This is a genomic window from Pedobacter frigoris, assembly GCF_005116445.1.
Lineage (GTDB): Bacteria > Bacteroidota > Bacteroidia > Sphingobacteriales > Sphingobacteriaceae > Pedobacter > Pedobacter frigoris.
The window spans coordinates 67,445-80,585 of sequence record NZ_SWBQ01000002.1 but is presented as its reverse complement, the minus strand read 5'-3'; the positions used below and the strand labels follow the sequence as shown (position 1 = coordinate 80,585).

Annotated in this window: 13 protein-coding genes; 8 read left to right on the top strand and 5 right to left on the bottom strand. The window is 41.1% G+C overall.

Features of this window, described 5'->3' with window-relative positions; all coding sequences use genetic code 11:
- Positions 1 to 11: 11 nt before the first annotated feature.
- Entirely contained in the window at positions 12 to 1,319 is a 1,308-nt protein-coding gene (locus tag FA047_RS06775) for a Fic family protein (RefSeq protein WP_136835244.1), read from the bottom strand.
- 56 nt (positions 1,320 to 1,375) lie between these two features.
- Between FA047_RS06775 and FA047_RS06770 the strand changes: the two genes are divergently transcribed.
- From FA047_RS06770 to FA047_RS06760, 3 genes are all read left to right on the top strand, one after another.
- On the top strand, positions 1,376 to 1,837 hold the full coding sequence (locus FA047_RS06770; RefSeq protein WP_205943268.1) for a DUF805 domain-containing protein: 462 nt from the start codon (positions 1,376 to 1,378) through the stop codon (positions 1,835 to 1,837).
- 124 nt (positions 1,838 to 1,961) lie between these two features.
- Positions 1,962 to 2,990 (top strand): nucleoid-associated protein, encoded by a 1,029-nt coding sequence (locus tag FA047_RS06765; RefSeq protein ID WP_136835243.1) that lies wholly within the window; start codon positions 1,962 to 1,964, stop codon positions 2,988 to 2,990.
- Positions 2,991 to 3,054: 64 nt separating this feature from the next.
- A complete protein-coding gene (locus tag FA047_RS06760; RefSeq protein WP_136835242.1) occupies positions 3,055 to 3,969 on the top strand; it encodes an alpha/beta hydrolase in 915 nt (304 codons plus the stop codon).
- A 29-nt stretch (positions 3,970 to 3,998) separates the two neighbouring features.
- Here FA047_RS06760 and FA047_RS06755 read toward each other — a convergent pair whose 3' ends face one another.
- Positions 3,999 to 4,586, bottom strand: a complete 588-nt coding sequence (locus FA047_RS06755; RefSeq protein ID WP_136835241.1) for a hypothetical protein — start codon at positions 4,584 to 4,586, stop codon at positions 3,999 to 4,001.
- A gap of 103 nt (positions 4,587 to 4,689) precedes the next feature.
- Here FA047_RS06755 and FA047_RS21115 point away from each other — a divergent pair, with 103 nt between their 5' ends.
- Complete coding sequence (locus FA047_RS21115) at positions 4,690 to 4,878, top strand: PLDc N-terminal domain-containing protein (RefSeq protein WP_136835240.1); 189 nt, start codon at positions 4,690 to 4,692, stop codon at positions 4,876 to 4,878.
- Between the two features lie 6 nt (positions 4,879 to 4,884).
- Here the strand turns inward: FA047_RS21115 and FA047_RS06745 are convergent, their stop codons facing one another.
- Together FA047_RS06745 and FA047_RS06740 are read right to left on the bottom strand one after the other, a co-directional pair.
- Entirely contained in the window at positions 4,885 to 5,802 is a 918-nt protein-coding gene (locus tag FA047_RS06745; RefSeq protein WP_205943267.1) for a helix-turn-helix domain-containing protein, read from the bottom strand.
- A gap of 20 nt (positions 5,803 to 5,822) precedes the next feature.
- The gene (locus tag FA047_RS06740; RefSeq protein ID WP_136835238.1) at positions 5,823 to 6,587 is read right to left on the bottom strand and encodes an SDR family NAD(P)-dependent oxidoreductase; all 765 of its coding nucleotides are present in this window, start codon (positions 6,585 to 6,587) and stop codon (positions 5,823 to 5,825) included.
- A gap of 159 nt (positions 6,588 to 6,746) precedes the next feature.
- Between FA047_RS06740 and FA047_RS06735 the strand changes: the two genes are divergently transcribed.
- Positions 6,747 to 7,523 carry a hypothetical protein gene (locus tag FA047_RS06735; RefSeq protein ID WP_136835237.1) on the top strand — a complete coding sequence of 259 codons (777 nt, stop codon included), beginning with the start codon at positions 6,747 to 6,749 and terminating at the stop codon, positions 7,521 to 7,523.
- A 72-nt stretch (positions 7,524 to 7,595) separates the two neighbouring features.
- Here FA047_RS06735 and FA047_RS06730 read toward each other — a convergent pair whose 3' ends face one another.
- Positions 7,596 to 8,183: a hypothetical protein gene (locus tag FA047_RS06730; protein WP_136835236.1), complete on the bottom strand. Its 588-nt coding sequence runs from the start codon at positions 8,181 to 8,183 to the stop codon at positions 7,596 to 7,598.
- Between the two features lie 321 nt (positions 8,184 to 8,504).
- On the opposite strand from FA047_RS06730, the gene FA047_RS06725 reads away from it, so the two are divergent.
- The 3 genes from FA047_RS06725 to FA047_RS06715 all read left to right on the top strand — a co-directional run bounded on the left by FA047_RS06725 (position 8,505) and on the right by FA047_RS06715 (position 12,949).
- Entirely contained in the window at positions 8,505 to 10,214 is a 1,710-nt protein-coding gene (locus FA047_RS06725) for a hypothetical protein (protein WP_136835235.1), read from the top strand.
- Position 10,215: 1 nt separating this feature from the next.
- Positions 10,216 to 11,115 (top strand): hypothetical protein, encoded by a 900-nt coding sequence (locus tag FA047_RS06720; RefSeq protein WP_136835234.1) that lies wholly within the window; start codon positions 10,216 to 10,218, stop codon positions 11,113 to 11,115.
- Between the two features lie 124 nt (positions 11,116 to 11,239).
- Positions 11,240 to 12,949 (top strand): hypothetical protein, encoded by a 1,710-nt coding sequence (locus FA047_RS06715; RefSeq protein ID WP_136835233.1) that lies wholly within the window; start codon positions 11,240 to 11,242, stop codon positions 12,947 to 12,949.
- Positions 12,950 to 13,141: the final 192 nt, after the last annotated feature.

Genomic DNA, 13,141 nt, shown 5'->3' with positions numbered 1-13,141 from the left:
CGTAGGGGTCTTTACTTTAGTTTCTCATCGATGAATGCTGTATGAGCCTTAGCTAGTGCTCTTGATATATACTCAATTTCTCCAACTGTCAATTGAGTATTGTATCCTTTTGTGATACTTTCATTTCCAAATTCTAATTTATATCCTTTGGTCAGATCAAAATAAATATTAATGACGCATTGATAGTTAAATTCCCTCAACGATGGACGGTTGAGTTCCTCATATGCGTAAAGGAAATTAATATAACTCGTGTTGTCTGTAAACACGGCAGATAGAGGGGGAAATAAATCTTTGTTTGTCCATGTAAAACCATCGGTTTCAACATACAATCTACTGCTCAAGTAAAATTTATCAAATTTTGCGCATGTGGCAAGAAAACCGTTCCACAATGGTTCAATGGAGGTTTTGGATATTTCTACTAGTGTAGTTTTTGTTTTAGTAACTTCGAGTTTCTCGCCATGGGTTTTCAATCTCTGTTCCAGAAGGGCTATTTCTTTATCCACATCATCCGGCTCTTCAATAGATTCGCCTTTGGCGCCTGCAATCATGATTTCTAGTGAACGAATCAAATTTACTGCGATGTAATCAATAAAAGGCTGGATAATACTTGCATCTGCTTGTCTTAAAGCTCCAAAATAATTTTCCTTATCATCGGTCTTGGTGATTACCGGCGGATAGCCAAACTTCATTAATATAAAGTTCATTAGAATTCTGGCTGTTCTCCCATTGCCATCATCAAAAGGATGGATACGGATAAAGCGATAGTGAAATTCGGCGGCCAAAATAATTGCGTTGACATTAGGTTCTTCACTTTTTGTACGGTACCACTCAATCAGGTCATGCATCTTTGCCGGAGTTTCTTCAGGGGTGGCAAATCTGAAAATCTCTCCTGTTTTGGTTTGTACATGGTTGGGGGCAGTCTTATATTGCCCTACATTTATTCTGCGTTTGGTGGGTTGTCCGTCAGGAGTGATTGCTTTTACTTCATAGCTTTCCTTTAAAAGCAATTGATGAAGCTGTCTGATGAAATACTCTGTCAGATCCTGATCACCAGAAACCAATTCAGTTACCCATTTAATTGCTTCATCGTGACCAGTAATTTCGAAATGATCTTTTAATGGTTTGCCTTGCGCAGTAATGCCAAAAAGAATTAAGGCCTTTGTTTCTCCGAAAGTGAGGGAGTTACCTTCCAGATTATTAGAATTATAGTTCCAATCCAAGCGAAATTTCTGCATAATAATGGCCTCCTGTTCCTTATCTAAAGGACGCAAGCTGGCTAAGGTGTCTGCTAATTCTGATGCTTTTTGTATTGGCTCCATGCAGTAAATATAAGAATATCCGAGGCGTTTTGCCTAAAATACCATCATGTTATTAAATGGAATTGATACCTTTGAATGATATAATTAACCTCTTGATGTTTAAAAATCCTTTTTCATTTCATGGCCGCATTCGCAGGCTGGAGTATTGGTTCAGCTGGGTGATATACTATGGCTATAGCGCTATAGTAAATTTCATATTGGTATCGTTGGGTATCATAGAACATATGGTTGTTCCTATTAAACATACGATAATCCCAATAGATTTTCCGGCTTTAAGAATACCCGACAATGCAATTCATGCTTCAATTGTGTTTATTACTTATGTCCCGCTAGTTGTATTCATAATTACTCAAAGAGCCAAACGATGCCACGACAGGGGCAATAGCGGTTGGTTTCAGATCATCCCGTTTTATGGTTTATGGATGCTTTTTGCTGATGGTGAGATCGGAGACAATCAGTATGGACCAAATCCTAAGGGTAAAAGTTATCATTTTTTGAAACCGGATAGGGAGTTTTAATTCAAGTAAACTACTAAGATCTTATTTGCTATTTTTGTCGCCGTTGTTGTCGCTTTGTCATCCATAGCGCAGCGAAGGATCTTTTGAATCCGCTATAGCAACCATTGAACACAATAGACAAAGAATGATAGAGATAACTGATGTTTTTTTAAAGAAGGTGATGATGCATAGGGTGAGCTATGTGGAAAGTCAGGCCCGTGCGGGAGAAGAAGTTTTCGACCTGATCGATGAAACCCTGTCGGATGTACTGAAAAATATGTTCCTGAAGCCGTTCACCAATAACGTTTCTTCACAGGAATTTCACCATACCATAGACCTCAATTTCAATGTACTGTTTAGCTTGTCGAAGCAAATCCGTGAGAACGGCAACTTCATAGAGCTTTCCAAGAAAATCTTTGATCACCTGATGTCGGTGAGCGACAATGCCAACATCAAGGATGGTGACGTGTTTGTTGCGCGCTTTGATGACATCAAGCTAAATGAAAACTTTTATGAAGGTCTGGGCATCTTTAAGTTTGAAGACAAGCAGTCTTTTGTAGAGACCGATCTGACCTCCAGCAGCCTTACTCATTCGCTGCGCAAGGGCATCGGCGCTAAGAAGCCGGAAAAGGCTGTATTGATTCTGTTTACTGAAGAACCTTATAACTTGCTAGTCATAGATAATAGTACTGCCGAAACCGACTATTGGCAAAACAAGTTTATCGGCAACAGGCAAAAGGCAGACTTCGTGAACAATACCACTGATCTGCTATTGATGGCCAAGAATTTCATTACAGAACAGATTCCGCAGGAGTTTGACATCACCAGGGCTGATCAGATCGATTTGCTGAATAAATCTTTCCATTATTTCAAGGAAAAGGAAAGTTTTGATATGGAAGAGTTCTCACAGCAGGTCATAGCCAATGACGAGGGGATCGCAGCCTTTAAAACCTACAAGCAGGCTTTTGATGAAGGTTTGGACACACCGATACCTGATAGTTTCGATATTTCAGAGAAGGCAGTGAAGAAACAAGCCAAGGCTTACAAGAGCGTACTCAAGCTGGATAAGAACTTCCATATTTACATTCATGGCGATAAAGAACTGATCGAGAATGGCTTTGATGATGGCAAGCGAATGAATTATTACAAGGTGTATTACCATCAGGAGGAGTAAATTCGCTATTAGCCTTGACGATGATAGCGGAACGGTTTTTGTTTTAGTTAATAAAAATATCCCTATGAAAAGCTTAACTGTTTATTTTACTTTATGTGCCTTTTTGGTACTGACTTCCTGCAAGAAAGACAAGAAACTGACCACCGAAGCACAGGTGATCACCAATATCAGCTTTGGTGCAGACCCAGCTCAAAAAATGGATGCCTACCTGCCGGAAGGTCGTAATGAACAAACGCCAGTGGTAGTGATGCTGCATGGTGGTGGATTTGTAGCTGGCGATAAAGCCGATGTTTCTGCACGGGCCCAACAATTGTCTGCCCAAGGTTTTGTGGTACTGAATGTGAACTACCGATTGGTGAATATAGATGGCGTGCTGAGTAACCCTATTGTACATAAACCCAGTCCTGTAAAAATTGCAGATCAGTTGAACGATATTCAAGCGGCCGTTAACCTCGCTGCGGCTAAAAGCAGTGAATGGAGGATGAGCAGTGATAAATGGGCTATAGCGGGGCATAGCGCAGGTGCAACCTTAGCTTTGCTTTACGCATATGGAGATAAAAATACCGTTGGTAGGGTCAAAGTCGCGGCCAACTGGGCTGGGGCTACTAATTTTGCTTTTCAGGATGAATCAGAAGTAGCATTACTTGATCCACGGATTGTCGAGGTGATCTATCGTGCGGTGGGTGCAGAGCCTGTGCAAGCGAATATATTGGCCTATATGGCTGCCAGTCCGATGTGGCTGGCTATCCAGGGCAAGGCATTGGCGACTATCAATATTCGCCCTGAATTTAACAACGTTGGTGATCTTCCAGATGGAAGCAAAACGGAATACGACAAGTTTACCCAGATACTGACTGAAAAGGGCGTGACGAACAAGAGGGTAGAAGTTGCCGGTGCCGATCATGGATTTTCCAAAGCGGGCAACTGGGACCTGGTCATCAATGAAACTTCAGCATTCTTCAAAGCTCGTTTGCAATAAGCGACGGGCTGATTACCTTCTCGGGCCCATTATTTACCGTTATACTCTACTACCAGTGACCTTACAAAATCAAAGGTAAATTTATCTTCGTTTTTATAGCGTTGTAGTACATGCTCATTATCGCTGATCAGGTCTGAAAATGCATTTTTTCTATCCTTCCTGCTACCCCATATACCATTGGATTTTACTTCAACCAGGTCACCGGCATTTTTTTGAGCGTACCAACGTTGCTTGCTGTAGCTGTAGCCAGGGCTCATAAAACCGCCGGTACCATTGAACGTCGGACCGGTCTGGCCATTAACGAGATACTCGTACAGTTTGATCTTCCCGTCTTCCAGTACATGTAAAAATGGGCGGTTGTTCGTATTCAAAGCTATTGAACGGAAAGTCCCATCTCCGGCTTTATAAAACTCGTTAACCTGTTCGGGGTTGTACTTTACGGCCTTCTTTTGACCAGCGGGAACAAATTTTAAGCTTTTTACATTGTATTTTTTTACTTCTCCCATGGTCTTGGTTCCGTCATTGCTGATGACATAATCCGTCTGCGCGGAAGTCCGAATAGCAATTAAACTAAGGAAAATCAAAAAAGCGAAAGTGATTGAGTGTAGTTGTTTCATTTTGAGCGATATTTAGCTGAACCAAAATTATATTAATTTTATAAAGCAAACAATTTTTAGATAAGTTTAAGCGAAGTTTGACTTTGGTAAGCGCCAGCAAAAAATGATTTACACTATCCTCATTCTGTTTTTACTTGGCTATATGATTTATGGACTTGTTCAGGTTCTTAAAAACAAGTCCCTGACATTGATGAGTAAGGTCGTCTGGATTTTTATAGTTGTCTTTCTCCCTGTTTTGGGGACTGCCGGTTATCTGCGAACAACATTTAAAGAAAGGCATGGCAGATGGTAGCCCAGTCTAGGCGAACGAAGCTCTGAACTCCAAAGGCGACAACCTGGTCTTAGTCTTAAACAATTTACTAAACGACTGAGGGTGTTCGAAGCCCAATCCATAAGCGATCTCACTCACCGAAAGATCGGTTGTAGAAAGTTTTTCTTTTGCCTTTTCAATCAGTTTGTCATGAATGTGCTGCTGGGTACTCTGACCGGTCAATACCTTCAGCAGTCCGCTCAAGTAGCTGGCAGATATATTTAAAGCATCGGCAACATACTGAACAGAAGGTAGTCCTTTTTGACTAAGAGCATCATTCGCAAAATAATCCGTCAGCAATTTATCTACGCGATCCAGCACTTGGTGGTTCGCTATTTTCCGGGTGATGAACTGTCGCTGGTAAAACCGTTCCGAATAGTTCAGTAGCGTTTCGATCTGCGAAATGATGATGCTCTGGCTGAAGCGGTCTATATTGGCCTGGTATTCCTGGCGGATATTTTGGATCAGGTTATGCAACACCAGTTCCTCTTTTTCCGAAAGAAACAAGGCTTCATTTACCGAATAATTGAAAAACTCATAGCGCCTGATGGCTGCGGCCAAAGGCGTGTTCCAGAGAAAGTCCGGATGAATCAGCAAGATCCATCCGGATGGTTTAGGCTCCATATCATCTACCACCGGAGTAGTTTGTAAAACTTGGCCCGGTGCCATAAAATACATCACGCCATCATCAAAATCATAGCTCTGCTGCCCATAGCGCATCTTTTCCCGCAGATCGCGCTTTACCGAAATCGAATAATAATCGGCCACGATGGTATTGACTTCACTATGCTTCTTCGCAGCCACCAGTTCGGCATAATCTACCAGACTGATGAGCGGATGCTCAGGTTTTGGCAACTGAAAGATGCTGTGAAATTCACTGATGGTTTTGAGTCTGTGGGGCTTCATAAGGTAAATATAAGCAATAGTTAGATGGCCTGTCCGCCCGATACCTCAATCCTTTGGGCGTTGATCCAGTAAGCATCCTCTGAGCACAGGAATGCCACCACGCCACCAATATCATCAGGTAAACCAGTGCGTCCAAGTGCGGTAATCCCTGCAATTTGGTTGTTGATGTCTTGGTTGTCCCTTACGCGACCTCCACCGAAATCCGTTTCTATGGCGCCCGGAGCTACTACGTTTACTCTGATTTTGCGCTCGCCCAATTCCTTAGCCTGGTAACGCGTCAATGTTTCTACTGCTGCTTTCAATGAACCATATACCGATGAGCCAGGCATTGAGATTCGGGTAAGGCCAGAAGAGATGTTGACGATGCCACCACCATTGTTCAGGTAGGGCAGCAGTTTTTGGGTCAGGAAAAACACGCCTTTGTAATGGATATTAAATATGGCATCCATCTGCACCTCCGTAGTTTCAGTGATTGGGGAATAAAGTGCTGTGCCAGCGTTGTTCACCAGAAAATCGATGTTAGGGCTTCCAGTTTCCGCTGTAAGGTGCTTCGTCAGGCTGTCCACAAATGTATCAAAGCCAGTGATATCGCTCGTGTCCAGCTGAAAAGCGGTAGCATTTTGTCCCATCAATTGAATCTGATCAATTACTTGATCCGCCGCTTCCTTATTGGAATTGTAAGTGATCACCACGTCTATACCTTTTTTAGCGATGGCTAATGCCATATTTCTGCCCAGTCCGCGGCTACCACCAGTAATCAGGGCTATCTTGTTTTTTGTTTCCATGTTTTATTGTTGATTATATTAACAGTTTTGATGAAACAAAGTTCCGCATCATTTGTCAGTTGGATGTAGCCGAATCTATTGAGGCTGTAGTCTAAATTACTTTTTTAAAATTGGATTGGGTTTTTAAGTACATTTGCTGCACACACAAATACAAAACTTATGAAAAACGCTTTATCAAAACAGCATCTGCGGATGCTGTGCCTGGCCTTCGTTGCCATCTCCACACTATTTGTCTCCAGTTGTGAGAAAGGTACACCAGTAGATGTTCCGGTGGCAATCGAGCCAGAAGTTAAGATGAAATATGATAGTGTCTATTTCGAGATCGGAGGAAAGTCATTTTCCGGCGAACCTGGTTTAGGAGGAATGAATCAAATAGGAAACAGCGGATACAGAATGAAATATCTCGACGCGCCAAAAGCCGGGATGACCATTTACACTGAATACGGAATGACTAAAAGAGGATGGTATGCACCTACAGACTCGATTTACTTTACCTGTGCAAACACAAACTATAGAATAGGGAATGAACTTCTAGTTATTTCATTTAGTCAGGGCTTCCATAAAAAGGATATGAATAAATATGGAAGTTTTTATTTTCCGAAGGATGTCAGGAATTTGCTGAACAAAGGCAAGCTTACTTTCGCCACCGACTATGAAAGTACAAACTCCAAAAATGGTGTAGCCATTTCTTTTGCTGCTTATGGCAGAACCAGTAAACCTGAGTCCGCTTTTGAAGAGCCATTGACGAATTATCCTCAGGATGACTCTGTTTTTGAGATTATAAAGACTGAGCAAATTGACAAGGATTCTTATTATGTGGAAGCGAAATTTGAATTGAACCTATTCGATAACAATGGTACTAAACACCGTGTCAGGAATGGTTTTATCAGGTTTACACTGATGGGAAGAAACGTATTTGGGTATCTCTTTCAGTAGATCAATGGTATAATATTCCGAAGCTGACAGCATGGACGTTGATGAAGATTTTTATGTATTTGCATACTTTCATCATTTACCGTTATACTCTACTACCAGTGACCTTACGAAATCAAAAGTAAATTTATCTTCGTTTTTATAGCGTTGTAGTACATGCTCATTATCGCTGATCAGGTCTGAAAAAGCATTTTTTCTATCCTTCCTGCTACCCCATATGCCATTAGATTTAACTTCGACCAGATCACCACCATTTTTCTGAGCGTACCAACGTTGCTTGCTGTAGCTGTAGCCAGGGCTCATAAAACCGCCGGTACCATTGAACGTCGGACCGGTCTGGCCATTAACCAGATACTCGTACAGTTTGATCTTCCCGTCTTCCAGTACATGTAAAAATGGGCGGTTGTTCGTATTCAAAGCTATTGAACGGAAAGTCCCATCTCCGGCTTTATAAAACTCGTTAACCTGTTCAGGGTTATACTTTACGGCCTTCTTTTGACCAGCGGGAACAAATTTTAAGCTTTTTACATTGTATTTTTTTACTTCTCCCATGGTCTTGGTTCCGTCATTGCTGATGACATAATCCGTCTGCGCGGAAGTCCGAATAGCAATTAAACTAAGGAAAATCAAAAAAGCGAAAGTGATTGAGTGTAGTTGTTTCATTTTGAGCGATATTTAGCTGAACCAAAATTATATTAATTTTATAAGCCAAGCAATTTTTAATAAGTTAACTGATGTTTGACTAGGTAATACTATTGGGAAAATCATTTACACAATCCTCAAAATTTTATCTACCCCATACCCCCACCGTTTGCCGTCTTACTTTATATAACCAAATATAAACGCTCTCTCATGGATCTCAATAAGCAAATCTTAAGTATTTATATACTTTCAAATCCATTGCGAATTGGCATTGCCATTAAACGCCCTGATTTCTATTCTTATCTGCGAAGCAGCCATTCCGAGATGAAACAAATTAAATACATGAACATAATAAACACGAAGACGCCTCTATGTGTCGTATTACTGCTTGGCATAATATTGCTAGGTAACTCCTGCAAGCGTGGCCTGGAAATTCAAAATCAGCCCGAAGTAGTTGTCAATGAAACCATTTTAAAAGCAAAAGCCCATGTAGAGTCCATTTTGGAAGAACAAGGCTCTGACTCATTCGTCAAAAAAATGCGCTTCGAAATGAATTGGGAAAAAGCAATTATTGATAGTGCTGATAACATACGTGTACCCATTTATTTTGATTTAAGTAAACTAAAACCCAAAGACGGCAAACAAAAGGCTCCTGCGGAAATCAAAGCCGTTTTTGAACTTTATATTAAAAATGTAAGTGGGCAAACTGAAGTCAGCATCATGCAATTTATGAATGTTGGCGGAAAATATTATCCCTTACGTTTAACCTTAACCGGAGAATTAAAAACAAAGCTAAAGGCTAGTGTTTTCAAGAAAGATGTACTGTCTATAGGAGGAAATGGGGGCAAGATTCTCTCATCAGCGTTTAATAAAAAAATGATAACTGAAAGTGGGTTTATGGAACTTATTCAAATGAGTTATGGATCAAATTATTTGGCGGTGGTGATAAGAGAGTGTCAAATGGGTACTTGGTTTAACCCAACAACTTGCATGTGTGATTGGCCTGAGAATGTTGATTCGGGAGGGTTTTACCCGGAGATATTTATGATAATTATAGATGCAGCCAGTAATTATCAATATTTACCATATCCATTCTCTTTTCATCCTTCGTCTATTACCCCTGATCCTGAATATCCTGAAGGACCAATTGGTGGTGGTGGTAATACAGGCGGGAACGTAGATTGTGCAGGTGTCACCGGAGGAACTGCTCATATGGCTGATTGTGGCTGTATTGGCGGTACAACAGGAATTCAAAACTGTGACCAAATGTGTACAGTAAGCGCAATGCTGTCTTCAATTGCCTCAACGGTGAGGCCGGGTACAAACATTAACCTGAACGCAACCATTACCACTAGCGGTGCAGTTTCTATAACTGATAAGGCCTTTGAAGTATACTATCAGGATACCTGGTTGGAAGGATCAATTAAATTCGACACGGAGTTCGACCAAGGTAATACCTACGCAATCAATAATGCTGAAATCAATGTATTGGGCGCGCTTAAATACCGGTTGAAAATAATATATACCTGTAATGGCGTGGAATCGACAACCTATTCAAATGAAGTCAATACGTATTCACGGTATACAAGTACGGAGTTCCTGTCTGAATTCGCCTCTCAAATGTCATCTGCCTGGTCTCAAACTGTGGCAAGTACAACCGCTAGTCAGGGTACAAAATTCGAGCATGGGTTCGCTGTCTATTACAGGGCAGCTACACGGAATGTTGAACTTGATGGAGCGACAGTTAGTGCAAGCGCTGCTTGTGGCGTAGCTACATTTGGTGTGACGCTCTCTGAAAGAACACTCTCCGGTACAATTGATCCATTTTACGGTGCCAATTTTACTGTCGGCAATTTCCATACTCATCCCCCGCTCACTTTTTGTAGCTCCAACGAGAGTCTGGCACCCGGACCAAGTAATGTAGACCTGGGTTTTACCACAAATTATCCGAGAATAGTACGAACCTATACCAATACCGTAAGCGGTGGGCATAACATTAACCTGTCCCTCACCGATCATTTAACCCATTCTAAAACCGTTACCGATTATTAAGATGAAAAAAATCTCACTCATTACTGCAATTCTGTTGTTGCTAAACGCCTACAGCTATGGCCAAAAGGGCAAAGTCCAGACTACTACCATTAAAGGCCGGGGCAATGCCCTCGATACGGTCGTTACGAGAAAAACCGAGCTCTCGTTTAACAAGAATTTTCCCAACAGTTACAAAAAGAAGGAATCGGTTGTACAGACTTTAAGACCATACCTGGTTTCAGAGATTGTGGATCCCAGAAACCATTCCCACCCAATTTACTCGAATCATGTTAGGGATGCCCGGGAAAAATTGCCAGAGGCCAAAGCTGCACTTCTTCAGCATATAAAAACAAGTAGCAGCTATAAGGAATACATGAACAAATATAATATTGCTAGTGAGGCCGATCTCAATTCGATCACCTTTGTGCATATTCCCATGTATTACATTACACCTAATATTGTATTTTTTCAAAATAGCGAGAACGTCGCAAAATATTACAACCTTGGAACCGGAGGGTTGAAATACCTGATGTTAAAGAACAATAGCCTCATTGGTTATCTGGACTTTTACAATAGCAAAAGTGTATTTAGGGAAATACCTAAGCTTCTGACAGAGAGCTATTATCAGATAAAAAGGTTAGGTAAAAGTCCGATTATGCTATCTCAATCCATTTCTACATCAGATCCGAAAAAAATAATTGGAGGGATCAATATGTTCGGCTACGTGGACCAAGGGCATCTAATCTTCTCTATGTACGAGGAAGGAACTCTACAAAAAAATGAGTCAATTCTTAAAAAAAGAGTTTTTCGTAAAGATTATGTACTTCAAACCGCCGGATCTTTTTTATCTGATGAGCAAGGTGCCCCCGCCATTCAGCAATGGTTAAATACCAAAATTAATAGTTTGAAAAAAAGGCCGTAAAAGGAAAGATGGTTAGTAAGGAGTATGAAGGAGGTGGTGGAAGATGGGAAGAGACGCTCAATAAACAAACACAAACAGGAGTACCGTGCGAAGCGGGCACTCCGATGTGAAACCAATTAAATGTATGAAGAAAATAAACATCAAGGCACTTTTATTTGTCGTATTACTGCTTAGCGTGGTATTGCTCGTGAACTCCTGCAAGCGTGGCCTGGAAATTAAAGATCAGCCACAAGTAGTTCTTAATGAAGCCATTTTAAAGGCAAAAGCTCATGTAGAATCCATTTTACAAGAACAGGGCTCTGATTCATTCGTCAAAAAAATGGGCTTCGAAATGAATTGGGAAAAAGCGGTTATTGATAGCACTAAAAACATACGTGTGCCCATTTATTTTGATTTAAACAAACTAAAACCACTAGACAGCAAACAAAAGGTTCCTGCGAAAACCAAAGACGTTTTTGAACTTTATATTAAAAATGATAAAGGGCAAACTGAAGTCAGCATTATGCAATTTATGAATATCGGTGGAAAATATTATCCTTTACGCTTTACTTTAACCGGAGAATCAAAAACAAAACTAAAGGCTAGTATTTTCAAGAAAGATATACTAGCTATAGGAGGAAATGGAGGTAAGATTCTCTCATCAGCCTTCAATAAAAAAATGATAACTGAGAGTGGGTTTATGCAGCTTCTTCAATATGCTTATGGATCTGGTTATGTGGCTGCGGTGATATATGAGTGTCCAATGGGCACTTTGTTTAATCCATTAATTTGCGCCTGCGATTGGCCTGAAAATGTGACTTCGGGTGCCCTTTATCCGGAAATATATATGATCATTATAGATGCATCAAGTAATTTCCAAATTGTTCCGTATAACTTTTCTTTCCATCCATCGGAGATCCAGAATGACCCTGAATATCCCGAAGGACCAATTGGTGGTGGTGGTAATACCGGTAGTAATGTAGATTGTGCAGGTGTCACCGGAGGAACTGCTTATATGGCTAGTTGTGGCTGCATCGGAGGTACGACAGGAATTCAAAACTGTGACCAGATGTGTACAGTAAGTGCAATGCTATCTTCAATTGCCCCAATGGTGCGGCCAGGTACAAACATTAACCTGAGCGCTTCTATTACCACTAGCGGTTCAGCTACCATAATTGATAAGGGCTTTCAAGTGTACTATCAGGGTACCTGGTCGGAACTATCCATCAAATTCGACACGCAGACCGACCAAGGTAATACCTACGCACTCAACGATGCTGAAATCAATGTATTAGGTGAGCTTCGATACCGTTTGAAAATCGTCTATACCTGTAATGGTGTGGAATCGACGGTCTATTCAAATGAGGTCAGTACCTATTCGCGGTACACAAGTACGGAGTTTCTGGCTGAATTCGCCTCCCAAATGTCATCTGCCTGGTCTCAAACTGTGGCAAGTACAATCGCTAATCAGGGTACAAAATTTGAGTATGGGTTCGCTGTCTATTATAGGGCATCTACACGGAATGTTGAACTTGATGGATCAATAGTTAGCGACAGCGCTCCCTGTGGTACAGTTACATTTGGTGTGGTGCTCAATAACATAACACTCCCCGTTACAATTGATCCATTTTATGGTACCAGTTTCACTGTCGGCAATTTCCATACTCATCCTCCAATCACTTATTGTAGCTCCAACGAAAGTCTGGTACCAGGGTCAAGTGACAAAGACCTGGGTTTTACTACAAAATATCCGAGAATAGTACGAACCTATACCAATACCGTAAGCGGTGGACATAACATTAACCTACCCCTCACCGATCATGTAACCCATTCTAAAACCGTTACGGATTATTAAGGCAATCGGTGGTTGACAATATCCTTTGAGATTTATCTACCCCATACACCCGCCCTTTGCCGTCTTTACTTTATATAACCAGATAAACGCTTTCTCACATGGCTCTCAATATGCAAATCTTAAGTATTTACCTACTTTCAAATCCATTGCGAATTGGCATTGCCATTATGCGCCCTGATTTCCTATTCTTAG